The 23,995-nt window shown below is 71.0% G+C and carries 18 protein-coding genes; 11 read left to right on the plus strand and 7 right to left on the minus strand.

The features are described 5' to 3' along the window. The first annotated feature begins 36 nt into the window (after positions 1-36). Positions 37-2,235, plus strand: coding sequence for a transglycosylase domain-containing protein (locus ABZU43_RS29695; protein ID WP_355009700.1), 2,199 nt, complete (start codon positions 37-39; stop codon positions 2,233-2,235). Between the two features lie 128 nt (positions 2,236-2,363). On the opposite strand, the gene ABZU43_RS29700 is transcribed toward ABZU43_RS29695, so the two are convergent. Continuing rightward, a complete protein-coding gene (locus tag ABZU43_RS29700; RefSeq protein ID WP_355009701.1) occupies positions 2,364-4,211 on the minus strand; it encodes a thiamine pyrophosphate-requiring protein in 1,848 nt (615 codons plus the stop codon). Positions 4,212-4,329: 118 nt separating this feature from the next. Here ABZU43_RS29700 and ABZU43_RS29705 point away from each other — a divergent pair, with 118 nt between their 5' ends. From ABZU43_RS29705 to ABZU43_RS29715, 3 genes are all read left to right on the plus strand, one after another. Beyond that, complete coding sequence (locus ABZU43_RS29705; protein ID WP_355009702.1) at positions 4,330-5,151, plus strand: RNA methyltransferase; 822 nt, start codon at positions 4,330-4,332, stop codon at positions 5,149-5,151. Between the two features lie 47 nt (positions 5,152-5,198). Then, positions 5,199-6,650 carry an argininosuccinate synthase gene (gene argG, locus ABZU43_RS29710; RefSeq protein WP_355009703.1) on the plus strand — a complete coding sequence of 484 codons (1,452 nt, stop codon included), beginning with the start codon at positions 5,199-5,201 and terminating at the stop codon, positions 6,648-6,650. A 96-nt stretch (positions 6,651-6,746) separates the two neighbouring features. Beyond that, positions 6,747-8,546 carry a PucR family transcriptional regulator gene (locus ABZU43_RS29715; RefSeq protein ID WP_355009704.1) on the plus strand — a complete coding sequence of 600 codons (1,800 nt, stop codon included), beginning with the start codon at positions 6,747-6,749 and terminating at the stop codon, positions 8,544-8,546. 147 nt (positions 8,547-8,693) lie between these two features. Here ABZU43_RS29715 and ABZU43_RS29720 read toward each other — a convergent pair whose 3' ends face one another. Next, on the minus strand, positions 8,694-10,046 hold the full coding sequence (locus ABZU43_RS29720; protein ID WP_355009705.1) for a hypothetical protein: 1,353 nt from the start codon (positions 10,044-10,046) through the stop codon (positions 8,694-8,696). 82 nt (positions 10,047-10,128) lie between these two features. Here ABZU43_RS29720 and murD point away from each other — a divergent pair, with 82 nt between their 5' ends. Then, a complete protein-coding gene (murD, locus tag ABZU43_RS29725) occupies positions 10,129-11,475 on the plus strand; it encodes a UDP-N-acetylmuramoyl-L-alanine--D-glutamate ligase (protein WP_355009706.1) in 1,347 nt (448 codons plus the stop codon). Between the two features lies 1 nt (position 11,476). Here murD and ABZU43_RS29730 read toward each other — a convergent pair whose 3' ends face one another. The 3 genes from ABZU43_RS29730 to ABZU43_RS29740 all read right to left on the minus strand — a co-directional run bounded on the left by ABZU43_RS29730 (position 11,477) and on the right by ABZU43_RS29740 (position 13,538). After that, positions 11,477-11,983, minus strand: coding sequence for a DUF6114 domain-containing protein (locus ABZU43_RS29730; protein ID WP_355009707.1), 507 nt, complete (start codon positions 11,981-11,983; stop codon positions 11,477-11,479). 1 nt (position 11,984) lies between these two features. Beyond that, positions 11,985-12,614, minus strand: coding sequence for a DUF6230 family protein (locus ABZU43_RS29735; RefSeq protein WP_355009708.1), 630 nt, complete (start codon positions 12,612-12,614; stop codon positions 11,985-11,987). 186 nt (positions 12,615-12,800) lie between these two features. Continuing rightward, positions 12,801-13,538, minus strand: a complete 738-nt coding sequence (locus ABZU43_RS29740; protein WP_355009709.1) for a TetR/AcrR family transcriptional regulator — start codon at positions 13,536-13,538, stop codon at positions 12,801-12,803. Positions 13,539-13,948: 410 nt separating this feature from the next. Between ABZU43_RS29740 and ABZU43_RS29745 the strand changes: the two genes are divergently transcribed. Beyond that, a complete protein-coding gene (locus ABZU43_RS29745; RefSeq protein ID WP_355009710.1) occupies positions 13,949-14,632 on the plus strand; it encodes a Tat pathway signal sequence domain protein in 684 nt (227 codons plus the stop codon). A 62-nt stretch (positions 14,633-14,694) separates the two neighbouring features. Here ABZU43_RS29745 and ABZU43_RS29750 read toward each other — a convergent pair whose 3' ends face one another. Then, positions 14,695-15,657 (minus strand): hypothetical protein, encoded by a 963-nt coding sequence (locus ABZU43_RS29750; RefSeq protein ID WP_355009711.1) that lies wholly within the window; start codon positions 15,655-15,657, stop codon positions 14,695-14,697. A 294-nt stretch (positions 15,658-15,951) separates the two neighbouring features. Between ABZU43_RS29750 and ABZU43_RS29755 the strand changes: the two genes are divergently transcribed. Next, positions 15,952-17,250 carry an aspartate aminotransferase family protein gene (locus ABZU43_RS29755; RefSeq protein ID WP_355009712.1) on the plus strand — a complete coding sequence of 433 codons (1,299 nt, stop codon included), beginning with the start codon at positions 15,952-15,954 and terminating at the stop codon, positions 17,248-17,250. Beyond that, positions 17,247-18,734, plus strand: a complete 1,488-nt coding sequence (locus ABZU43_RS29760) for a CoA-acylating methylmalonate-semialdehyde dehydrogenase (protein ID WP_355009713.1) — start codon at positions 17,247-17,249, stop codon at positions 18,732-18,734. Before ABZU43_RS29755 ends, ABZU43_RS29760 begins: the two co-directional genes overlap by 4 nt. Here ABZU43_RS29760 and ABZU43_RS29765 read toward each other — a convergent pair. Continuing rightward, positions 18,706-20,154: an acyltransferase gene (locus ABZU43_RS29765; RefSeq protein WP_355009714.1), complete on the minus strand. Its 1,449-nt coding sequence runs from the start codon at positions 20,152-20,154 to the stop codon at positions 18,706-18,708. The two genes, ABZU43_RS29760 and ABZU43_RS29765, sit on opposite strands and share 29 nt — an antisense overlap. A 193-nt stretch (positions 20,155-20,347) precedes the next feature. Between ABZU43_RS29765 and ngcE the strand changes: the two genes are divergently transcribed. From ngcE to ABZU43_RS29780, 3 genes are all read left to right on the plus strand, one after another. Continuing rightward, positions 20,348-21,763 carry an N-acetylglucosamine/diacetylchitobiose ABC transporter substrate-binding protein gene (gene ngcE, locus ABZU43_RS29770; RefSeq protein WP_355009715.1) on the plus strand — a complete coding sequence of 472 codons (1,416 nt, stop codon included), beginning with the start codon at positions 20,348-20,350 and terminating at the stop codon, positions 21,761-21,763. Positions 21,764-21,827: 64 nt separating this feature from the next. Next, positions 21,828-22,736 (plus strand): sugar ABC transporter permease, encoded by a 909-nt coding sequence (locus tag ABZU43_RS29775; RefSeq protein WP_091403945.1) that lies wholly within the window; start codon positions 21,828-21,830, stop codon positions 22,734-22,736. Beyond that, on the plus strand, positions 22,733-23,632 hold the full coding sequence (locus ABZU43_RS29780; RefSeq protein WP_355009716.1) for a carbohydrate ABC transporter permease: 900 nt from the start codon (positions 22,733-22,735) through the stop codon (positions 23,630-23,632). The genes ABZU43_RS29775 and ABZU43_RS29780 overlap by 4 nt, the downstream gene beginning before the upstream one ends. Positions 23,633-23,995 lie beyond the last annotated feature (363 nt).

Raw genomic sequence — 23,995 nt, forward strand, 5'->3', positions numbered from 1 at the left:
GGTCGGTTGGCGGCTTTCGTGGCAATCCTGGGGAGCATGGCCGCCCCTCGCTCGCCGCTGTCGCGGCTGTTCACCGTGCTGCTCGCCGGCGTGTTGGCCGGGCTCGTCCTGGCAGTCGCCGCACTGCCGGGCAACCTGCTGCTCGGGCTCACCGCCCGCTCCGCGCTCGGGTCGTACGCCGCGTTGCCTGCCTCGCTGAAGACCCCGGCCACGCCGCAGCGTTCGTACCTCTACGCCAACGACGGCAAGACGCTGATCACCACGTTCTACGACGTGAACCGCACCGACGTACCCCTGTCGGAGATCGCTCCGGTCATGCGGCAGGCGATCGTGGCGGCCGAGGACCGGCGCTTCTACGACCATGGTGGTGCGGACCTGCGTGGCCTGGCCCGGGCGCTGGTGGCCAACGTCAAGGGTGGCGGCACCGAGCAGGGCGGCTCGACGCTGACCATGCAGTACGTCCGTAACGTGCTCAAGACCGACCCCACCCGCACCGCCGAGGAGCGCGCCGCCGCCACCGATCCCACAGTGGGCCGCAAGATCCAGGAGATCCGGTACGCGAGCGCGCTCGACAAGAACCTCGGCAAGGACGAGATCCTCGACCGGTACCTGAACATCGCCTACTTCGGCTCCGGCGCGTACGGGATCGCGGCGGCCAGCCAGCGGTACTTCGGCAAGCCTCCGGCGCAGTTGACCCTCGCCGAGTCGGCCCTGTTGGCCGGTCTGGTGCAGTCCCCGGACGCGTACAGCCCGATCAGCGGCGACAAGGACGAGGCGGTGACCCGCCGGTCGTACGTGCTGGACTCGATGGTCGCCACCAACGCGATCACCGCAGCGCAGGCCGCCCAGGCCAAGGCCGAGCCGCTGGCCCTGCGCCCCACCGCCCAGCCCAACGGCTGCACCGCCGTCTCCCACGGCCACGACGACTGGGGCTACTTCTGCGACTACCTGCGCCAGTGGTGGCTGACCCAGCCGGCCTTCGGGGCGACCGTCGCGGAGCGCGAGCAGGCGCTGCGTTCGGGCGGCTACACCGTGGTCACCTCGCTGGACCCGAAGATCCAGGCCACCGCGCAACAGCAGGCCACAAAGGTCTACGGGTACGACAACAAGCGCGCCCTGCCGATCGCGGCGGTCCAGCCCGGGACCGGGCGGGTGTTGGCGATGGCGGTCAACAGGCACTACAGCCTCGCCGACAACCCGGCCGGGCAGGCGAACTACCCGAACACCGTCAACCCGTTGATCTCCGGCGGAGCCAGCGTCGACGGATACCAGGCGGGTTCGACGTTCAAGATGTTCACGATGCTCGCCGCGCTGGAGTCGGGCCGTACCCTCTCCACCGGTTTCGACGCGCCCGCCAAACTGCCCACCCGGTACCCCGCTGAGGGGCCGGGCAGCTGTGACGGTCACTGGTGCCCGGCGAACGCCAACCCGGACTGGATGGACGGGTACCGGATGATGTGGGACGGCTTCGGCCGCTCGGTGAACACCTACTTCGTCTGGCTGGCCGAGCAGGTCGGCCAGGACAAGGTGGTCCAGATGGCGCAGCGGCTCGGCATCACGTTCCGCGCCGACTCGGACGCGGCCTTCGCCAAGAACAACGCCGCGAACTGGGGCTCGTTCACTCTGGGAGTGGCGGCCACCACCCCGCTGGACCTGGCCAACGCGTACGCGACGGTGGCCGCCGAGGGCACCTACTGCACGCCGGTGCCGGTGGTCTCGGTGACCGGCGCGGACGGCACGAAGGTGCCGGTGGGGCAGCCGTCCTGCAAGCGGGTGCTCGACGCGGACGTCGCGCGTGCCGCGACCGACGCGGCGCGCTGCCCGGTGGGTCAGCAGTCGGCGTTCGGGCAGTGCAACGGCGGCACCGCCACCGGTGTGAACGACATCCTCGACGGCCGACCGGTGGCTGGTAAGACGGGTAGCTCGGAGCAGAACTCCACCGAGACGTTCGTCGGCTTCACCCCGCAGGTCGCGGTGGCCGGTATCGCCGCCAACCCGGACGACCCGGCCGACTCGGTGGGGTCGGCCGTGCAAACCAAGGTGATCGACGCGGTGGCCCGGGTCATCGCCACCGCCGTGAAGGGCCAACCGGAGAAGGCGTTCGTCGCACCGAGCCGCGAGCTGGCCGGCGACGCGCGCCGCCCGGTCGAGCGGCCAGCGGTCCCGGAGCGTCAGCAGGAGCCCACCCAGGACCCCCGCTCAGCCCTGCAACGCTGGCTCGACCGCCGCGGCTGACCACCCACCCGTCCCCGCCCGCCCCAGCCCTCGCGATCTTGCACTTTTGGTGGCCGAGAAGCACCCTTTTGGCAGCTTCTGTCGGTGCAGAAAGTGCAAGATCGCGGGAGCCGGCGCGGGGTGCGGGGTTAGCGGTCTCGGCGGCGGGGGCGGTAGCTGGCCAGGGTGGCGGGGAGGCCGCGGCGGATGATTCCGGCCCAGTCGGTGTCGCCGCGTAGCACCGCCGCAGCGGTCTTGCGGGCCTGCTCGACGGTGAAGTGCGGTGGCAGCATCAGCTCCGCCGGGTCGACCAGGGCGTTGATCACCACCGGCCGGTCGGCGGTGAGCGCCCGGTCCCAGACGTCGCGCACCTGATCCGGTGAGTCGATCAACTCGCCGTGCAGCCCGAGCACCTCCGCCCACTGGTGGTAGGCGATGTCCGGCAACTGCTGGCTGTCCGGGAACATCGGCGTCCCCTCGGTGGAGCGCTGTTCCCAGCTGACGAACGCCAGATCCCGGTTGTTGAGCACCAGCACCACGAAGCGCGGGTCGGCCCAGCTGCGCCAGTACTTCGCCACGGTGATCAGCTCGTTGACGCCGTTCATCTGCATGGCACCGTCACCGATCAGCGCGACCAGCGGTCGGTCCGGGTGGGCGAACTTGGCGCTCAGCGCGTACGGCATGGCGCCGCCCATGGACAGCAGCGTGCCGGAGAGGCTGGCCAGCATGCCGGGGCGTACCTGGATGTGTCGGGCGTACCAGGCGGTGGTGGTGCCGCAGTCGACGGCGAGCAGCACGTCGTCGGGCAGCCGTTCGTTCAGGGTGTGGAAGAGCAACTGCGGGTTGACCGGATCGGCGGCCTGTTCAGCCAGGTCGTGTTGCACCCGACGCCACGCCGAGGTGGCCTCGGTGACCTCCGTCCGCCAGGCGGTCGGTCCGGGGCCGGGGCCCAGCTCGTTCAGCAGGGCCCGCAGCGTGGGGCGGGCGTCGCCGGTCAGGTTCACCTCGGTCGGGTAGCGCAGCCCGAGCTGGGTGCCGTCCAGGTCGATCTGGACCGCGCGGGCCTGCCCGGGTTGTGGGTAGAACTCCGAGTACGGCATGTTGCTGCCCACGATCAGCAGCCGGTCGCAGCCGCTCATCAGCTGCCAGCTCGGTCGGGTGCCGAGCAGCCCGATCGCGCCGGTCACCCACGGCTCGCGGTGGTCGACGGCGGTGAAGCCGAGCAGTGCGGTGGCCACGCCGGCCCCGAGCCGATCAGCGATCTCGCGGACCTCGTCGCGTGCGCCGAGGGCACCCTGGCCGACCAGCATGGCCACCCGCTGCCCGCCGCGCAGGACCTCGGCCGCCCGGCGTACGTCCGCCTCCGGTGGCACCGTCGGCGTGCTGCTCGGCGCGTTGCTGGTCTGGTAGTAGCCGTGCGCGTGGGGTGGGTTCGGGACAGCCGGCTCGTCCTGGATGTCCAGGGGCAGGATCAGCGCGGTGACGGTACGCCGGGCCAGCGCCGTGCGGCACGCCCGGTCGACCAGGTGGCGTACCTGTGCGGGGTTGTCGAGTTGGGCCAGGAACGCTGCCGCCACGTCCTTGTAGAGGGCGAGCAGGTCGACCTCCTGGTAGTAGCCGCCGCCCTCGGCGGTGGTCGCGGTGTGCCCGACCAGGGCGATGACCGGTTGGTGGTCGAGCTTCGCGTCGTACAGGCCGTTGAGCAGGTGGATGGCGCCCGGCCCGCTGGTGACCAGCGCGCAGCCCAGCGGGCCGCCGCCGTACTTGACGTGTGCGGAGGCGGCGAAGCCGGCGGTCTCCTCGTGGCGGACCTGGATGAACTGGGCTCGTCCGTTCGTGCGTTGCAGCGCGGACGTGAGGCCGTTGATGCCGTCGCCGGGGTAGCCGAAGTAGCGGTGCACGCCCCAGCTGAACAGTCGCGACACGATGTGGTCCGCGACGGTCGGACGCCGGGGCAGGGCGCCCGCTTCGCCCGGGGTGGTGTCGTCTGCGCTCACCTGGCTGGTCCTTCCCGTCACGTCCGTTGTCTGCCGGTCATTCCCCTTCTTCTTCGGACAAAACACCTCGTCGGGCGGGCCGCGGAGCGCGCTGCTCCGCGTCCGGCAGAATCGTCGGGTGCCCGTCCACCAGATCACCGACCCCGCCGACGACCGGATCGCCGACTACCGGGCGCTCACCGACGTCGAGTTGCGCACCCGTTGGGAACCACCGCACGGCCTGTTCATCGCCGAGGGGGAGCTGGTGCTGCGCCGGGCGCTGCGCGCGGGCTACCCGGCCCGGTCGTACCTGGTCGACGCCAAGCGGGCCGACCAGCTCGCCGACCTGGACACCGGCGACGCCCCGGTCTACGCCGCGACCCAGGACGTGCTGCAACGGGCCACCGGTTTCCACGTACACCGGGGGGTGCTGGCGTCGTTCCACCGCCGGCCGCTGCCGACGGCGGCCGAGGTGCTCGCTACCGCGCGCCGGATCGTCGTCCTGGAGGACGTGAACAACCACACCAACCTGGGCGCGATCTTCCGGGGCGCCGCCGCGCTCGGTGTCGACGCGGTGCTGCTCTCGCCGACCTGCGCCGACCCGCTCTACCGGCGCAGCGTCCGGGTCAGCATGGGTGAGGTCTTCGCCATGCCGTACGCGAAACTCGACCGCTGGCCGGAGGGCCTGGACCAGGTGCGGGAGGCCGGTTTCACGGTGCTCGCGATGACGCCCGCGCCGGACGCCGTACCGATGCAGCGGTTGACCCCGGCGCAGCGTGAGCGGGCGGCGTTGCTGCTCGGCGCCGAGGGGCCGGGCCTCACCGCGGCGGCGCAGGCCGCCAGCGACGTGCGGGTGGTCCTTCCGATGCGGCGCGGCGTGGACTCGTTGAACGTCGCCGCCGCGGCGGCGGTCGCGTTCTGGGAGCTGGGGCGCGACGACGCGCCGGTCGACGGCGGGTAGACCACATCGGCTTGCATGGCCATGCGTTCTATTGCATAATTTTCCCCGTGTCCAAGGTTCTCACCTCCCTGCCCACCGGCGAACGTGTCGGCATCGCCTTCTCCGGCGGCCTCGACACCTCGGTCGCGGTCGCGTGGATGCGCGACAAGGGCGCCATTCCCTGCGCCTACACCGCCGACATCGGCCAGTACGACGAGCCCGACATCGCCTCGGTGCCCGGTCGTGCGCTCAGCTACGGCGCCGAGCTCGGCCGCCTGGTCGACTGCCGCGCCGCCCTGGTCGAGGAGGGCCTCGCCGCGTTGACCTGCGGCGCCTTCCACATCCGCACCGGCGGTCGGGCCTACTTCAACACCACCCCGCTGGGCCGCGCCGTGACCGGCACCCTGCTGGTGCGGGCGATGGTCGCCGACGACGTGCAGATCTGGGGCGACGGCTCGACCTTCAAGGGCAACGACATCGAGCGGTTCTACCGGTACGGCCTGCTGGCCAACCCGATGCTGCGCATCTACAAGCCGTGGCTCGACACCGCCTTCGTCACCGAACTGGGTGGCCGTAAGGAGATGTCCGAGTGGCTGCTGGAGCGCGGCCTGCCCTACCGCGACAGCACCGAGAAGGCGTACTCGACCGACGCCAACATCTGGGGCGCCACGCACGAGGCGAAGACCCTGGAGCACCTCGACACCGGCATCGAGACGGTCAACCCGATCATGGGCGTCCGGTTCTGGGACCCGTCGGTGGAGATCCCGACCGAGGACGTCACAGTCGGTTTCGACCAGGGTCGACCGGTCACGATCAACGGCAAGGAGTTCGGCAGCGCCGTCGACCTGGTGCTGGAGGCCAACGCCATCGGCGGCCGGCACGGCCTGGGCATGTCGGACCAGATCGAGAACCGGATCATCGAGGCCAAGAGCCGCGGCATCTACGAGGCGCCCGGGATGGCGCTGCTGCACTACGCGTACGAGCGGCTGGTGAACGCCATCCACAACGAGGACACCCTGGCGAACTACCACAACGAGGGTCGCCGCCTCGGTCGGCTGATGTACGAGGGCCGCTGGCTGGACCCGCAGGCGCTGATGCTGCGCGAGTCGTTGCAGCGGTGGGTCGGCACGGCGGTCACCGGCGAGGTGACGTTGCGGCTGCGCCGGGGCGAGGACTACTCGATCCTGGACACCACCGGTCCGTCGTTCAGCTACCACCCCGACAAGCTGTCCATGGAGCGCACCGAGGACTCGGCGTTCGGCCCGTCGGACCGGATCGGCCAGCTCACGATGCGCAACCTGGACATCGCCGACTCGCGGTCGAAGCTGGAGCAGTACGCCTCCCTCGGCCTGGTCGGCGGCGGAAACCCGCAGCGGATGATCGGGGCCGCGCAGGCCGCCTCCACCGGGTTGATCGGTGCGATGCCCGAGGGCGGCGCGGAAGCCATCGCGTCCCGGGGCGTCGCCTCGGCGGAGGACGCGGCGCTCGACCGCGCCGCTATGGAGTTCGGCGTCGACTGATCCCTCCTACCACGCCGCCAGGCCGGGGCAGCCCACGCCGCCGCCCCGGCTCGCGTCGCCGGCCGCTGTTCGAGATCCGGCGTCACGGACGGTAGCGTGTCGGCCGTGTTCCCTACCGTCCGTGAGGTCCTCGCCCTGGGCCCGGTCCGCCACGGCGCGCCACGCGTCGTCGCCGGCGACGAGGGGCTGGACCGACCCGTCCGCTGGGTGCACGTCGCCGAGGTGCCCGACATCGCCACCCTGCTCGGCGGTGGCGAACTGGTGCTCACCACCGGCATCGGTCTGCCCGGGGACGACGCCGGGTTGCGGGCGTTCATCGGCGATCTCGCCGACGTCGGGGTCTCCGGGCTCGTCGTCGAGCTGGGCCGCCGGTACGTCAGCGGTGTGCCCCGGGTGATGGCAGCCGCCGCCGAGCGGCGTGGGCTGCCCCTGGTGGAACTGCGCCGGGCCACCCCGTTCGTCCGGATCACCGAGGCGGTGCACGCGCTGATCGTCGACGCGCAGCTCACCGAGCTGCGCGCCACCGAGGAGATTCACCAGCGGTTCAACGACCTGTCCGTGGAGGGCGCCGACGCCGCCGAGGTGATCCGACAGGCCGCCGAGCTGTCCGGCTGCCCGGTGGTGCTGGAGAACCTGTCCCGGCAGGTGCTCGGGTACGACCCGGCGGGGGAGAGCGCAGAGCTGCTGCTGGACGGCTGGGAGCAGCACTCCCGGCGGATCCGTCCGGCCGGGCGGACCGCGTACGACCCGGACAGCGGCTGGCTGGTGACCACCGTCGGCGCCCGGGGGCAGGACTGGGGTCGGCTGCTGCTGCGCTGGCCGGCCAGCGGCGACGTGCCCAGCGCCCAGGCCGTCGAACCGAGCGCGGGCTCGCCCACCCGGCTCACCATCCTGATCGAGCGGGCCGCGTCCACCCTCGCGCTGGGCCGGCTGATCCGCCGCGACGCCGAGGGCCTGGAACGGCAGATCCACCGCACCCTGCTCACCGCGCTGCTCGACCACTCCCGCCCGGTGGACGAGGTGGGACTGCGGGCCAAGGCGCTCGGCGTGGTGCTCGACCGGCGGCACCTGGTCGGCGTGATGGTCCGGCACCGCGCCGACGACCCCGCCGGGGAAGTCGGCCCCGAGGTCGGCCAGGCCCGGCTACGTGATCTCTCCGAGGCCGTCGGCCAGGCCCTGCGGGAGGCGAAGCTGACCGCACTGACCAGCGCCGTCGACGACAACTCGGTGGGCGCGCTGTTGGCCCTGCCAGACCCGGCCGCCGAGGACCGCGCGCTGTCCGCGTTCGCCAGCGCCCTTCGTCAGGTACGCCTCGACGCCAGCGCCGGCCGGCCGGGACCCGGCGTCGACGTGTCCCGCTCCTCCTCCGGCGCGGAGCCGTCCCGCACGGCTCCCGGTGTCGAGGCCGCTCGGACAGGTGTCGAGGGGGCCCGAGGTGTTGGTCCGGGTGCCGTGATCGTGGCCGCCGGGTCCGGGGTGAGCACACTGCGGGAGGCCCGCCGGTCGCTTGTCGAGGCACGGCAGATCGCCGAGGCGGCCCGACGGGACCGGCGTGACCTGCCGATCTTCCGGCTCCCGCACGTCGGGCTGGCCGGTCTGCTGCACCTGCTGCGCGACGAGCCCCGCCTGCAGACGTTCGTGGAACGCGAACTCGGCGCCCTGCTGGAGTACGACGCCCGGCACCCGAGGGAGCGGCTGCTGGACACCCTGCGCGCCTACCTGGAGCAGGGGCGCAACAAGTCCGCAGCCGCTGCCGCCGCCCACCTGTCCCGACCGGCCTTCTACGAACGGCTGGCCCGCATCGCCCGCATCCTCGACGTGGACCTCGACTCGGTAGAGGCCGCCCTCTCCCTACACGTGGCCCTGCTGGCCCTGGACGCAGTCCGAACCCCGTAACCCCCCGCGCCCCACCCCCTCACGCCGCGATCTTGCACTTTCTGCTGGGACAAACCTCGCGAAGACGGCGTATCGACAACACGAAGTGCAAGATCGGCGGGGACGGAGGGGTGCGGGGCGCGCGGGGTGCGGGGGTGGGGTTAGGGGTTAGGTTGCTAGGTCGTTCAGGGCTTTTGCGTAGGTTGGGGGGATGTGGTTGGGGCCCCCGGGGGTGAAGACGTCGGACGTGGCCACTGCGGACCAGGCCGTCTCCGGGACGGCGTCGACCAGGGCCTGGATCACCGGGGCGTCGCGCCACTGGTCCTGCTCGGCGAGCAGGCCGAGGGCCACCACCGACTCCTCGACCTCGCCCACGCACTCGAACGGCTTGTGCCCGTCCACGCCCAGCAACTCGCGGTAGCCGGGGATCTGCGACTCGTCGGCCAGCAGGTCGCCGCCGAAGATGTGGGTGACCCGCTCCCGCGGCATGAACGGCGCCATGGCCAGGAAGACGAAGCGGCACTTCGGGCAGTCCCGGCACCAGCGCTCACTCGCGTCGCGCAGCTTGAACGCCTGGTTGCAGCTGGTCACCACGTCGTCGTACCGGGTGAACTCGGCGAACAGCCGGGCGATGTGCAGCTCGGACAGCGAACGCAGCAGGGAGAAGTACGGGTCGGTCAGACCGGCGTGCTCGGCCAGCGACGCCCGCAGCAGCCCCTCCGCCTCGACGCCCTTGGACCACTGGTGGTTGATCTCGTGACCGTCCCAGACCAGGTTCGGGTCGGACGCCGAACGCTCGTTGGACATCACCACCGGGCCCAGCCCGTGCAGGACGGCGGTGGCCACCGCGATGAGGGAGTTGATGGCGGTGACCGGGATGTGCCCGTTCAGCGCGCCGGCGGCGTTCAGGTCGAACAGCACCGGGTCGATGCGCCGCCGGGCGGCCAGCGGAACCAGCCCGGACGCCTCGTTGACGGCGACGATCACGTGATTCGGGTTGACCGAGAACGGCACCGGGTCCAGTTCGGCGCGGCGCAGCGCCTCCAGGCTGACGATCGAGTCCTTACCGCCGCCGACGGCGGAGAGCGGGCGACGGTCCGAGTCGTCGTACACCCGGGCCGGCGTCACCACACCGGTTGGCACCTCGGGGCGCAGTTCGAGCACGTGCGGCAGTTGGTTGCGGTACGCGTACTCGGCGAGGCCCCTGGTGTAGACGGCCGTGACGTAGTCGACGGTGGCCGCGCCCAGCGGCGTCGGCAGCACGAGCCGGGGCGGCGCGGCGGCCTTGTAATAGCTGACCCCGGCGACGAGGTGGAGCACCTCCAGCACCCGGTTGAGGGTCGCCACCGTCTCGTCGGAGGGCGGTTCCGCTGGCAGCGGGAGCGTGATCACCTCGGTGAACCGCTGCTCGCCGGCCGGGCCGGTCAGGGCGTAGTCGAACAACACCTCGCCGGTGGCGAAGTCGATCGAGTAGGACGGGAAGGTGAAGGCGTCCATCCGCCGGAGCTGCTCGTTGGGCACACGCCATACTAGGCCCTGGTTCGTCCGGCCGTGTCCGGACCGGGCCCTGCCAGCCGCCGCCGTGACCCCCGAGGAGACACCAGTGCGCCTGTCTGACCTGCGCGGACGTACCGTCGCCGTCTGGGGCACCGGTCGGGAGGGCCGGGCCGCTGTGACAGCCATCGCCGCGCACGGCCCGGCCGAGATGGTCGCCGTGGACGACAGCGCGAACTTCCTGTCGCTGCCGTGGGACGGCCCCCTGGCCGAGGCGGCGCCGCTGGTCACCGGCGAGGCGGGCTTCGAGCGGCTGGCCGCCGCGGACGTGGTGGTGCGGTCCCCGGGCGTGCCCCAGACCCACCCGTGGCTGGTCGAGCTGCGCCGCCGCGGGGTCATGGTGACCCAGGGCACCGCGTTGTGGATGGCCGACCACGCCGCGCGCACCGTCGGGGTCACCGGCAGCAAGGGCAAGAGCACCACCTCCAGCCTGATCAGTCACCTGCTCACCGCGATGGGGCGGCCGAACGTCTTCGGAGGCAACATCGGGGTGCCGACCCTGGACCTGCCGGAGGCGGAGCTGTACGTGTTGGAGCTGTCCAGCTACCAGTGCAGCGACCTCACCGACTCGCCGCGGGTGGCGGTGGTCACCGCGCTCTTCCCCGAGCACCTGGACGCGCACGGCGGGGAGCGGGAGTACTACCGGGACAAGCTCAACCTGCTCGCCCACGACCCGCAGACGATCGTGGTCAACGGTGGTGACCCCCGGCTGGCCGCGGAGCTTGGTGAGCTGCCGGCGGTCCGCGCCGGAAGCCCCGACACCACTCACGTCGCCCCCGGCCTCGACGGTACGCAGTGGTTCCACTTCGGTGACCAGCCGCTGTTCCCGCGTGCGGTGCTGCCGCTGGTCGGCCGGCACAACGAGGGCAACCTGTGTGTCGCGCTCGCTGTTCTCGACGCGCTCGGCGTGGACGTGGTGGCCGGTAAGGACCACCTCGCCGTTGCGGTCGCCGAGTTCCAGGGGCTGGCCCACCGGCTCACCGAGATCACCGACCCGTCCGGGCTGACCTTCGTCGACGACACCCTGGCCACCAGCCCGTACGCGGCCATGCACGCCATCGACGCGTACGACGGGCGACCGTTGACGGTGATCGTCGGTGGCAACGACCGGGGTCTGGACTACACGCCGTTGGCCGAGCACCTGGCGGAGCGGGAGATCACGGTCATCGGCATCCCGGACAGCGGCCCCCGGATCATCGAGGTGCTGGCCGGGCTGCCGGCGGTTCGTACGGAGCTCGCCGAGGATCTGGTGGCCGCGGTCGGGCTGGCGCGCAAGCTGACTCCGGCGGGCGGCGTCGTGCTGCTCTCCCCGGCGGCTCCGAGCTACGGGCGGTTCCGCAACTTCGAGCACCGCTCCGAGGTGTTCGCGCAGGCGGTCGCCGACACCGCCCGCTGACTCACCCCCGGTCGGCCGGGCTGGGGTCCGGTGACTGCATTCCGGGCAGCAGCACGGTGTCGTCCTCGTCCTCGTCCTCGTCCTCGGGTGAGGCGGGTTCGGTCGCGGCGCCGGTGGGGCGGCGGTCCTTGTTCGGGGTCCAGGCGAATGCGAGCGCCCCACCGACCAGGGCCAGCAGCATCCCGATCACGAAGCCGCCCAGGTTCGAGGTCAGCCAGGAGACCAGCCCGAGCACCAGCGAGACCAGCGCGTAGAAGACCCTCTGCTGCGGGGTGGTGATCAGCAGCACCCCGCAGAGCACCAGGACGATGGGTACCAGGTACGCGGCGAGTCCCTGCGGCCCGACGTGCAGCAGCACCCCGAGCGGCGCGCGCAGGGTCACCAGCATCTCCGCGCCGCCGAGGGCGATCAGCACCGCGGCGGTGAATGGGCGGCCCCGCCGCCAGCGGCGCCACCGCCCGCGGGTTTCGCGGACGGTGGGCGCGGCCTGGTGTCGTTGTGCGCTCACGTCAGCACCCGTCGGGGGTGAACGCCATGCGCAGGTTGGGCAGTTTGAAGACCGCGGCCGTAGTGGCGTAGTTGTTCTGCCGCAGGTTCTCGATGACGATCGAGTCCGCCTGCTGCGAGAAGACGCCCGGGTTACCCTTCACGCCGGGCACCTTGTCCAGAGTGCTGGCATCCTGACCGATGTCGATTTTCTCGAATGCGGCGTTGCCGTTGATCTCGTCACCGTCGACCACCAGGGTTCGGGCGAAGACCGGCTTGTCGCCGTTGCCCGCAGTGATCTTCAGGTAGACGCCGCCCAGGTTGATGCTCTGGCACAGGTTGGTCAGCTCCGCCTTGTCGATCGCCGAGACCATCACCAGGACCTGCCCGCCGGTGTCGCCCTGGTTGGGGCTGTCCTCGATCATCTGGTCGAGGGTGGCGAACTGCTCGAATCCGGTGCCGGTGAGCTTGTCCGCGGTGACGGTGAACGGCATGCCCGAGATGGCGAACTGCGCGGCCAGCACGCCCTGGGCGGTGAGCATGATCATGCCGGCGGCGGCCGCCGCGACGGTGCCGAACGCGGCGGCGAACCGGCGCCAGCGCACACCGCTGCGCGGTGGGCCGGGTGCGGTTGGTGTGGTTTCCTCCGACATGGCGGCTCCCTTTAAGATCAATTCGTCAGCGACAATGGGAATTGCATCCCCGGGCCTGCGCTTGGTAGGCGCAGAGCCGAAGTTACCGCTGAGTAAAGAACAGGTCAACGCCGTGTGGCGGCCATTTAGGCGGTATTTGTTAAATGCGGCCAAGGTGAAAAACCGCTGCGGTTTCCGACCGTGTGATCAGGAGTGGTGGGTCGGTGCGCATGGAGCGGTCGTACTCGGACCGTCGTCCGGCCTGATCGGCCGGGTCGCCTGAATCGCACCCTCGGTGCCCAGGAATGGCGCCATGGCCGCGTAGGTGAGCACCGGCAGCAGTTGCGGCAACTCCGCCGTCCGGCCCCGCGCCACACGGCCGCGGACGGTGGCGTAGATGCCGCCGACCACCGTGAACACCAGGTCGTCGCGGTCCACGTCGGCCAGCGTGGGCCCCGGGCCGGCGTCGGCGAAGAACCGGCGGAAGCTGTTGAGCAGCGCGTCGCGCTCGCGGCGGGCATCGGGGCCGGCGGCGTCGACCTCGACGAGCGCCATCCGGGCGAACGCCGGCACGCTCGCCAGCACCTCCAGCAGGGTGCGCAGTGCGGCCCGCGCCGCGTCCGGCCAGGTCGGGCCGGCCTCGCGGTAGGCGCCCTCCATCAGCTGTGACACCACTGCGATCCCGTGCCGGTACGCGGCGAGAAAGGCATCCTCCTTGCCGGTGAACAGGGCGTAGAAGGCTGGCCGGGTCACGCCGGCGGCGTGGCAGATGTCGCTGACCCGGGCGTTGTCGTAGCCCTTCGTCGCCACCTCGTGCACGAGCCCGTCGAAGAGGCGGTCGCGCTGGGTGGCGGCCACGACCTCTGCGGAGACCCGTCGCGGGCCGCGCTTGATCGCGCGGTCCGGGTCACGGCCCGGGCGTGCGCCCGGCAAGGGCGCCGGCACCGACTGAGGGTGGCTCTGCGTGGTCAACTCATTGACCTCCTTTGATTCGTTGACTTTGCGATCCTCCGGGGTTTATAACTTTCCTCACGCTCAGTTCGCTCCCCGTCACCTTTGGTGATCATCCCGGGTGGTCACCCCGACTCGTCGAAGGAGGGCTCGATGGTTGTCATTATCGCCGAACACGAACGCTCTCCCAATGCCGGAAAGGCGCAGGTGACGCGGCTACGCCGCAGTGCACCACGCCGACCTGCCCGCTGACCCCGCAGCGCCCCCCTCACCCGCGCCCTCGCCCGGCGCCTCCACCACCACCGTCCACGTCGGACGGCCACAATCGCCGCCCGGCGTGCCCGCCCGGCGGTGACCGCCTGCGCGGTCCGCTCGTTCCCGTCCCACCACCGAAAGGAAGCACCATGCCCAGGTACGGAAAGATCGGCGGGGGCCTCGTCGCCCTCGCGCTGCTGACCGGTCTCGTAGCCGCCCCGCCAGCCTCCGCAGACCCGTCGGCCGCGCTCGCCGGCAACGTCCTGACCTACCCCACGGCCGGCGGCACCGCCGTGGCCGTCAACGACGTCATCCAGGCCAGCCTCAAGACCGGCACCAACGCCACCTTCTACAACTCCACCTCGGGCACCACCGGCATCAAGTGCGCCGCATCCGCCTTCAGCGCCAAGGTGCTCACCAACCCGACCGCCCCGGGCACCGCCACCGAGAGCCTCACCGCCCAGAGCTTCGGCACCTGCACCACAAACGTGTTCGGCACCACCGGGGTGCAGAGCATCGCCCTCAACAACCTGCCGTATGCCACCTCCGTCACCAGCGCCGGCGTCGTCAAGATCACCGGCACCGCGGCGGCGCCGGTCCAGAGCACCGTCGTGCTGAACTCGCTGCTCGGCACGATCACCTGTGTCTACCGGACCAGCACCAACAGCCTCACCGGCACGGCGGCCAACGCCACCAACTCGATCACCTTCACCAACCAGCCGTTCACCAAGTTCTCCGGCCCGTCCCTCTGCTTCGGCACCGCGTACTTCTCGGCGACGTACTCGCCGGTGCGCGACAGCACCAAGGGCAACGCCGCCGTCTACGTGAACTGACCATGATCCAGCGGGCCGGTGCGCGGCGATCCGCCGTGCGCCGGCCCTCGACCATGCGCGGGTCAGCCGGCGACCAGCGCCGCGTGCAGGGCGCGCATCGACCGGATCGCCGAGCGGATCTCCTGCAGGTAGCGGCCGGGGCTGAGCGTCTGCTCCGGCAGCCTGGCCAGGTCGGCCAGGGTGGGGTCCACCCCGACGGTCTCGATCTCGCAGCCGTACGGCACAGCCAGAGTACGCAGCGCGTCGCAGTGCTGGAACGGCATGTAGATCGGTGCGGTCACCAGCAGCACCGCGTCGTCGGGGGCGAGTTGGACGTGTCCAGCCCAGAAACGCTGCGTGTCGGCGGTGTGCGCGCGCCGTCGGTGCGGTTCGCTGGAGGGCGCGGCGAGCACCCGCACCGCTGGTAGACCAGCCGGCCGGTAGGTCCGCGACGACCAGGAATGGTGCGGATGGCCGGCGTCGACCCCGTCCTGCTCCGCCGGCGCGGCCACCCCGAACACCCGCCGGACCGCCGAGTCCAGTACGTCCACCTCGGTGTCCTCGGCCGGCAGGCCAGCGTCGGCGAGCGTCGCGCGTTCCCACTCGGACAGCGGTCGGAAGCTGCCCAGCACGGCCACCTCGCCGCCCACCGTCAGCCCGGCACGCAGCAGGTGCGCGGCGTAAGCGACGCGGCGCACGCAGGCATGCGCCAGGCCGCCGAGCACCACCAGGTGGGCGTACGCGTCGCGGGTCGGCGGCACCGGATGGATCAGCCCGAGCGCGGCTGCCGCGTCAAGGACCAGGGTCGCGGTGGCCGGACCGAGGTCGGGCTCCCGGGCGTCGGGCCGCTCCCGGCCGCCCCGGAAGTCCCAGTGCTGGGCGGAGAAGTCGTCGAGGAAGCGGAGCGCAGCGGTGAGGTCCCCGTCGGGCCAGTCGCCGCCGAAGTGGGCGACCAGGCCGCGGAGCGGGGTGGAGCAGACCCAGGCCCGAACGTCCACCGTGATCCGCGCGTCGTCCGGCCCGGTCGACGCCGCCGCTCTCTGCACCTGCCGGATGCTACCGACTCAGCTGGTGGCGCAGCGGGACCGGCCGGACCGGAAGGCCAACGTGGCGGCCCTGCGACGGGACGTGAGCCGCCCGCCGAGCACGGCCAGGCTACGGATCGAGTGGCAAGACCCTATGAATGCTGCGAAAATCAGTAGTAAATGCCGATCATGGCCCTGAAAACCGTTGACGTGCTGTCAGCTGCTGACGTCCATGAGCTACAGGCTGACAGTTGTTCGCGTCGGCCGGCGGTGGGAGCGTGCGGTATCCACGAACGCCGCTGAAGGGTTGCCACGATGACCGACGACCTGCTGGCCCGGCACCGGGCAGTGCTCCCGTCCTGGATGCCGTTGTACTACGCCGAGCCGATCGAGTTGGTCTCCGGCTCGGGCCGCCGGGTCACCGACGCTCAGGGGCGCAGCTACCTGGACTTCTTCGGCGGCGTGTTGACCAACATGATCGGGTACGACATCCCGGAGATCCGGGAGGCCGTCGAGCGGCAGCTCGCCACCGGCATCGTGCACACCTCGACGCTCTACCTGATCCGTCAACAGGTGGAGCTGGCCGAGAAGATCGCCCAGCGCTCCGGCATCCCGGACGCCCGGGTGTTCTTCACGAACTCCGGCACCGAGGCGAACGAGGCGGCGCTGCTGGTGGCCACCAACCACCGCCGCTCGCACCAGATCCTGGCCGTGCGCAACAGTTACCACGGCCGGTCGTTCGCGGCGATGGGCGTCACCGGCAACCGCTCCTGGTCGGCCAGTGGCCTCAACCCGCTCCAGGTGGCCTGGCTGCACTCCGGTGACCGGGTGCGGGGTCTGCTGGCCCGGCTCAGCGCCGACGAGCAGGTCGACGCGGCGGTGGAGGACCTGCGCGAGGTGTTGGCCACCCAGACCGCTGGCGACGTGGCCGCGCTCATCGCCGAGCCGATCCAGGGCGTGGGCGGTTTCGTGCACCCGCCGGACGGGCTCTTCGCCGGCTGGAAGAAGGTCCTCGACGAGCACGGCATCCTGTTCATCGCCGACGAGGTGCAGACCGGCTGGGGGCGCACCGGGGAGCACTTCTGGGGTTACCAGGCGCACGGCGTCACCCCCGACCTGCTCACCTTCGCCAAGGGCATCGGCAACGGGTTCGCCCTGGCCGGGGTGGTCGGTCGGGCCGACGTGCTTCAGGCGGTGCCGGCCATCAGCTTCTCCACCTTCGGCGGCAACCCGATCTCCACGGCGGCCGGCAACGCGGTGCTCGACTACCTGATCGCGCACGACCTCCAGGCGAACGCCGCCCGCGTCGGCGCGATCCTCGCCGACGGCCTGCGGTCCGCCGTGGGCGGGCTCGACTGCGTCGCCGAGGTACGCGGAAAGGGGCTGATGCTCGGCGTCGAGTTCGTCCGGCCGGGCGGCAGTGAGCCGGATCCGGCGTTGACCAACCGGGTCTTCGAAGCCGCCCGGGACGGTGGCCTGCTCACCGGCAAGGGCGGCCTCCACGGCAACGTGCTGCGGATGGGGCCACCGTTGACGCTGACCGAGGAGGAGGCCCGTGAGGGCCTGGCGATCCTCGTCGACGCGATCCGTTCGGCTGCGGGGGTGGCGGCATGAGCATCGGTCACTTCATCGACGGCAAGCGGGTCGACGGCACGTCGCAGCGGCGCGGCGACGTGTTCGACCCGGCGACCGGTCGGCGTACCGCAGAGGTCGAGCTGGCCTCGACCGCGGACGTCGACGTGGCGGTGCAGGCCGCCGCCCGCGCGGCGCGGGCGTGGCGGGACGCGTCGCTGGCCCGGCGGTCGGCGGTGCTGTTCGCCTTCCGGGAGTTGGTGCACGCCCGGCGGGACCGGCTCGCCGAGGTGATCACCGCCGAGCACGGCAAGGTGCTCGCCGACGCCGCCGGCGAGGTGCAGCGCGGCCTGGAGGTCATCGAGTACGCGTGCGGCCTGCCGTCGGCGTTGCGCGGCGCGTTCAGCGAGAACGTGTCCACCGAGGTCGACTCGTACACCATCCGGCAGCCGCTCGGCGTGGTCGCGGTGATCTCGCCGTTCAACTTCCCGGTGATGGTGCCGCTGTGGTTCGTGCCGGTGGCAGTGGCCTGCGGCAACGCGGTGGTGCTCAAGCCGAGCGAGAAGGACCCGAGCGCGGCGCTGCTGCTGGCCGAATGGTTCGCCGAGGCGGGCCTGCCCGACGGGGTGCTCAACGTGGTCAACGGTGACAAGGAGGCGGTCGACGCGTTGCTGGAGCACCCGGAGGTGCGGGCGGTGTCGTTCGTCGGCTCCACGCCGATCGCCCGGTACGTCTACCAACGTGGCACGGCCGCCGGCAAGCGGGTGCAGGCGCTCGGTGGGGCGAAGAACCACATGGTGGTGCTCCCGGACGCCGATCTGGACCTGGCGGCCGACGCGGCGGTCAACGCCGGGTTCGGCTCGGCGGGGGAGCGGTGCATGGCCATCTCGGTGCTGGTGGCGGTGGAGCCGGTGGCGGACGCGCTGGTCGAGCGGATCGCCGCGCGGGTGACCGGTCTGCGCACCGGCGACGGCCGACGGGGCTGCGATATGGGCCCACTGGTGACCGCCGCGCACGCGGCGAAGGTGCGCTCCTACGTGGACGCCGGTGTCGCCGCCGGCGCGTTGCCCGTGGTGGACGGGCGGGACGTGACGCCGGACGGCGACCCGGACGGTTTCTGGCTCGGTCCGACGCTGTTCGACCGGGTGACCCCGGACATGTCGATCTACACCGACGAGATCTTCGGGCCGGTGCTGAGCGTGGTCCGGGTCGACTCGTACGACGAGGCGGTGGACCTGGTCAACGCCAGCCCGTACGGCAACGGCACGGCGATCTTCACCAACGACGGCGGGGCGGCCCGGCGCTACCAGCACGAGGTGGAGGTGGGCATGGTCGGGATCAACGTGCCCATCCCGGTGCCGATGGCGTACCACTCGTTCGGCGGCTGGAAGTCGTCGCTCTTCGGTGACCTGCACGCGCACGGCGAGGACGGGGTGCGGTTCTTCACCCGGGGCAAGGTCGTCACCAGCCGCTGGTTGGATCCGCGGCACGGCGGGGTCAACCTCGGGTTCCCCACCCAGACCTGAGCAGTCGTAGCACGCCCGCCCCGGCCAGGTACGCCACCAGTGCCGGGACGGGTGTGCCGAGCGGCTCCGGGGCGCGGGAGGCCGTCGCACTGTTGAGCAACAGCGCCGCCACCACGGCGGCGTAGGCGGCCACCGTCGAGGCCGTTCGGGTTGGCGTGCCTCGACCGGTCCGACGCCCGGTGCGATGCCGGCCGCTGCGCGCCTCCACCCGGCCGAAGATGGTCACGAGCACCGCCAGAACGGCGCTGAGCAGCAGCAACCACGGCACCCGCCAGGCCCACCAGGCGGCGCTGCCGACCGCCGGGGTGGGCAGCGCCCCGATCGCGTCGAGCACTCCGATCAGCAGGATCGCGGCGGTCAGGTGCCAGAGGAAGACGGTGAGCACCACGAGGTTGACGCCGATCACCAGCGACCAGGGGCCGGTGCGGCGCAGCAGGCGCTCCGCCGGGCCGGACAGCAGCAGGATCAGACCGAGCTGGCCGGCGGCGACGGCCAGCAGTGCGAGGCTCGGCGGCGCGGCGTTGTCCAGGCGCTCGCCGGGCACGTGCAGCATGGCCACCGGCCACGGGCCCGGCCCGGTGAGCAGCAGTACCGTGGCCAGGCCGCCGGCCAGGAACACCAGTCCGGCCCGCCGCGAGGTGGGCAGTCGTCGCCAGCGGCGTACCCCCGGACGGTCGTGGGGCGACGGCCCGGCGGCGGGCGTCGGGCCGGCTTCCGAGGCGGTCGCGGCGGTGTCGCCCGGCGGCCCGGCGGCGGGCGGCGGCGTCTGCCGGGTGTCGTGCCAGGCGAAGCCGAGCTGGTGGACGGCCAGCCAACCGAAGAGGTAGTTGCCGTAGCTCAGCGCCTCCGGCCCGGTGAGCCGGCCGAGGTCGCCGAGGCCGACCAGGGCGACAAGTGCCAGCGGGATGGTGAGACCGAAGCGACGGTGCAGCGCGTACATCGGTGGGGTGAGCGCGACCGCAGCCAGGTAGGCGACCAGGAACCAGAGCGGGATGGTCGCGAACCAGAACACCTCGCGGATCCTGGTGGGGTCGGTGCCGCGCAGCCAGGCGACCGCCGCCCCGGCGGTGAGTACGAGCAGCAGCGTGCTGGTGGGGCGGACCAGGCGGGCACTGCGGTCGATCAGCCACCCGGCGGCGTCGCCGTCGCGGGCCCGCAGGCGGGTCAACGAGGCCGCGTTGGCGTAGCCCCCGACCAGGAAGAAGACGGGCATCACCTGGGCCAGCCAGGTCAGCGGGTACGCCCAGCGCAGGTCGCCGAGCGCGGAGTGCCCGGTGACCTGCCCGGCGGCGTCGCGCCCGATCGCCATGACGCCCCAGTGTCCGAAAACGACCATGGTGATGGCGAGTGCGCGGAGCAGGTCGACGTATCGCTCCCGCCCAGCCGGGGTGTGCTCGGCCAGCTGGCGCAGGCGGCGCATCGCCTCAGGCTAGGCGACCTGATGACGGCTGGTGGTGATAACGGTTCGACAGTCAGGACTTGAAGTCCGAGCCCGGCTGTCGTAGAAATTCTTCAGCAACGGAGCACTAACTGAAGAGAACTACCGCCCCTCGCGCGGTGGACGCCTCCCCCACAAGACCGGCGATCCGCCCGACCCGACCCGAGGAGAACCCATGAACAGGCGTGACATCCTGCGGCGCAGCGCCGCCGCCGGCCTCCTGGCCACCCCCGCCGCCGGTCTGCTGTCCGGCTGCGCCACCAGCGGTGGCGGTGACAAGAACGATGCCGAGACCTACCGGGGCACCAAGAGCGCCGACAACCCGCTCGGCGTGAAGGAGGACGCCCCACTCGAGGTGGTGATCTTCGGCGGCGGGTTCGGTGAGGAGTACGCAAAGGCCCACGAGGCCATGTACACCGAGAAGTACCCGAAGGCGAAGATCAAGCACTCCTCCACCCAGGAGATCAGCAAGACCCTCCAGCCGCGCTTCGTCGACGGCACCCCGCCCGACGTGGTCAACAACTCCGGCTCCAGCCAGATCGACTTCAACGGCCTGGTCAGCCAGAACGCCCTCGCCGGCCTCGACGAACTGCTGGCCGCCCCGAGCCTCGACATCCCCGGCAAGACGGTCAAGGACACCCTGCTGCCCGGCGCGGTCGAGGTCGGCTCCTACGACGGCAAGTTCCTGGTGCTCAACTACACCTACACCGCCTACGGCATCTGGCACTCCGCCAAGCTCTTCGCCGACCGCGGCTGGTCGTACGCGAAGGACTGGGACGAGCACATCGCGCTCTGCAAGCAGATCAAGGCCGCCGGCATCGCCCCCTGGACGTACGCCGGCCTGCACCCGCGCTACATGAGCTGGCCGCTGATCTCCACGGCGATCAAGTTCGGCGGCCCGTCGGTGGCGACCGCCATCGACAACCTGGAGCCGAACGCCTGGAAGTCCGACTCGATGCGCGCCGCCGCCGACGCCTGGCACCAGATCGTCAAGGACAAGTACATCCTGGACGGCTCGCCCGGCCTGGACCACAAGCAGTCGCAGACCGCCTGGTGTCAGGGCAAGGCCGCCTTCATCTCCTGCGGATCCTGGCTGGAGAGCGAGCAGAAGGACGTCACCCCGGCCGGTTTCAACATGACCATCGCACCGACGCCGAGCCTGGGCGGCGGCGACAAGCTGCCATTCGAGGCGATCCGGGGAACCGCCGGGGAACCGTTCATGGTGCCTGCCAAGGCGCGCAACGTCGCCGGCGGCCTGGAGTACTTCCGGACCATGCTCTCCAAGAAGGGCGCCCAGGACTTCACGAAGAAGGTCGCCAGCCTCACCGTGGTCGCCGGCGCCACCGAGGGCGTCGAGCTGCCGTACGGGCTGAGCACCGTGGTGAAGGCGCTCGACGCGTCCGGCGCCAACGGCTTCAACTGGGTCTACAACAGCTTCTACCGCAAGTTGGAACGCAACCTCGTCGACGCCGCGTGCGGCGAGTTCTTCAGCGGCCGGATCGGCCCCGCCGAGTTCCTCGAACAGTGCCAGAAGGGCGCCGACTCGATCGTCCAGGACAGCTCGATCAAGAAGTACAAGCGAGCGGCCTGACCGCCCGGCCGGTGGGGGAGAGGTCCGCCCCCACCGGCCGTACCCAAACGGAGAGGTCCCTCTCGTGAAACATGGCAAGTGGCCGCTGATCGTCACGTTCCTGGTGCCACCGGTGCTGCTGTACGTGTTCTTCGTCGTCTCGCCGTACCTCCAGGCGTTCCAGATCTCCACCACCGACTGGCTCGGCTACTCGGCCGACGCCAACCCGGTCGGTCTGGCCAACTTCAAGACCCTCTGGCACGACGACTACGTGTGGAACGCGCTGAAGAACAACGCGATCCTGCTGGGGCTGGTGCCGGTGCTCACCATCGTGCTCGGGCTGTTCTTCGCCACCATGCTCGCCATGGGCGGACGCAAGGGCAGCGCCGGCGTCACCGGCGTACGCGGCGGCGCGCTCTACCGCACCGTCTACTTCTTCCCGCAGGTGCTCTCCGTGGTGATCATCGCGCTGCTGTGGAAGGAGGTGTACCACCCCAACAAGGGGCTGCTCACCACAGCTCTGCACGGCCTCGGCCTGCCCGCGCCGACCTGGCTCGGCGACCCGGCGACCGCCTTCTGGTGCGTGCTGGCGGTGATGGTCTGGAGCAACGTCGGCTTCTACGTGGTGCTGTTCGGCGCGGCGATGTCGGCAGTGCCGAAGGAGATCTACGAGGCCGTCCTGCTCGACGGCGCGTCCCGGTTCACCACCCTGCGCCGGGTCACCCTGCCGCTGCTCTGGGACACCGTCCAGGTCGCCTGGGTCTACCTGGCCATCTTCGCCCTGGACGGGTTCATCCTCGTCCAGCTGATGACCAACGGCGGGCCGAACTTCTCCACCGACGTGATCGGCGTACGCATGTACGACACCGCCTTCGGCAGCGAGACCAAGTTCGGCTACGCCTCGGCGATCGGCGTGGTGATGTTCTTCCTGACCCTCTCGGTGGCGGTGCTGTCGCTGCGGGTCGGCCGGCGCGAACGGATCGAGTACTCGTGACCACTCTGGATCAGCCCACCGCGACCGCCCCGACCCCGGTCACCAGCGGGGACCGCCCGGTACGCCGGGAACTCGGCGTGGCCAACGCCCTCTCGCACGGCTTCCTGCTGCTCTGGGGCCTGCTCACCGTGCTGCCACTGCTGTGGATGTTCATCAGCTCGTTCAAGACCAACGGTGAGATCCTCGCCGACCCGTGGGGGCTGCCCGGTGCCCTGCACCTGGACAACTGGGTGCGGGCCTGGACCGGCGCGCACATCGGCCGGTACTTCCTCAACAGCCTGGTGGTGGTGGCCGGCTCGGTCAGCCTCACCATGCTGATGGGAGCCACCGCCGCGTACGTCTTCGCCCGGTACGAGTTCCGCGGTCGCCAGGTCGTCTACTACCTGTTCGTCGGCGGCCTGATGTTCCCGGTGTTCCTCGCCCTGGTACCGCTCTTCTTCGTGGTCCGCAACGCCGGCCTCTTCAACACCTGGCTCGGGCTGATCCTCGTGTACGCGGCCTACTCGCTGCCGTTCACAGTGTTCTTCCTGAGCGCGTTCTTCCGGACCCTGCCGACCTCGGTGGCGGAAGCCGCACTGGTCGACGGCTGCGGTCACTTCCGGCTCTTCTTCCGGGTGATGCTTCCCATGGCACGTCCGGGACTGATCAGTGTGGCGATCTTCAACTTCCTCAGCCACTGGAACCAGTTCCTGCTACCGCAGGTGCTGTTGCAGGGCGACGAGTCCAAGTGGATGCTGGCGCAGGGGCTCTTCGCGCTGTCGGTCAGCCAGGGGTACGCCGGCGACTACGCCCGGCTCTTCGCCGGACTGAGTATCGCGGTGCTCCCGGTGCTCGCGGTCTACGTGGCGTTTCAGCGGCAGGTGCAGGCGGGCCTCACCGCAGGGCAGCTCAAGTAGAACCGACCTAGCCACCGCTGACCGATCCCGATCACCCCACCCGCAGGCCGATACGACTTTCCACCCGACTCGCTCACCCCGACTCGCTCACCGACCCGCCCCACCCCTGGGCCGCCCCACCCCTGGGCTGGCCCCACCCCGGGCCGCCCCACCCACCCCGACCGGCCCCATCCCACCCCTGGGCCGGCCACCCCGACCGGCCCCATCCCACCCCGGCCCGGCCCGGCCCCAAGATCCGCGCAACTCCGGTGAAATTGCTGCCTCACGCCGCGCCGAGGCAGCAGTTTCACCGAAAGTGCGCGGATCTTGGCCTTGTCGCGACGGGCCAGGGCTGTCCAGGTGCGTTGGGGCGCGCCGGCGCAT

Source organism: Micromonospora sp. NPDC005205 (genome assembly GCF_040608275.1).
Classification (GTDB): domain Bacteria; phylum Actinomycetota; class Actinomycetes; order Mycobacteriales; family Micromonosporaceae; genus Micromonospora.

Coding starts and splice junctions, on each gene's coding strand:
- ABZU43_RS29695 (WP_355009700.1), top strand. CDS start 37: ATGGCCGCCCCTCGCTCGCCGCTGTCGCGGCTGTTCACCGTGCTGCTC.
- ABZU43_RS29735 (WP_355009708.1), bottom strand. CDS start 12,614: ATGTCGGAGGAAACCACACCAACCGCACCCGGCCCACCGCGCAGCGGT.
- ABZU43_RS29745 (WP_355009710.1), top strand. CDS start 13,949: ATGCCCAGGTACGGAAAGATCGGCGGGGGCCTCGTCGCCCTCGCGCTG.
- ABZU43_RS29755 (WP_355009712.1), top strand. CDS start 15,952: ATGACCGACGACCTGCTGGCCCGGCACCGGGCAGTGCTCCCGTCCTGG.
- ABZU43_RS29760 (WP_355009713.1), top strand. CDS start 17,247: ATGAGCATCGGTCACTTCATCGACGGCAAGCGGGTCGACGGCACGTCG.
- ABZU43_RS29765 (WP_355009714.1), bottom strand. CDS start 20,154: ATGCGCCGCCTGCGCCAGCTGGCCGAGCACACCCCGGCTGGGCGGGAG.
- ngcE (WP_355009715.1), top strand. CDS start 20,348: ATGAACAGGCGTGACATCCTGCGGCGCAGCGCCGCCGCCGGCCTCCTG.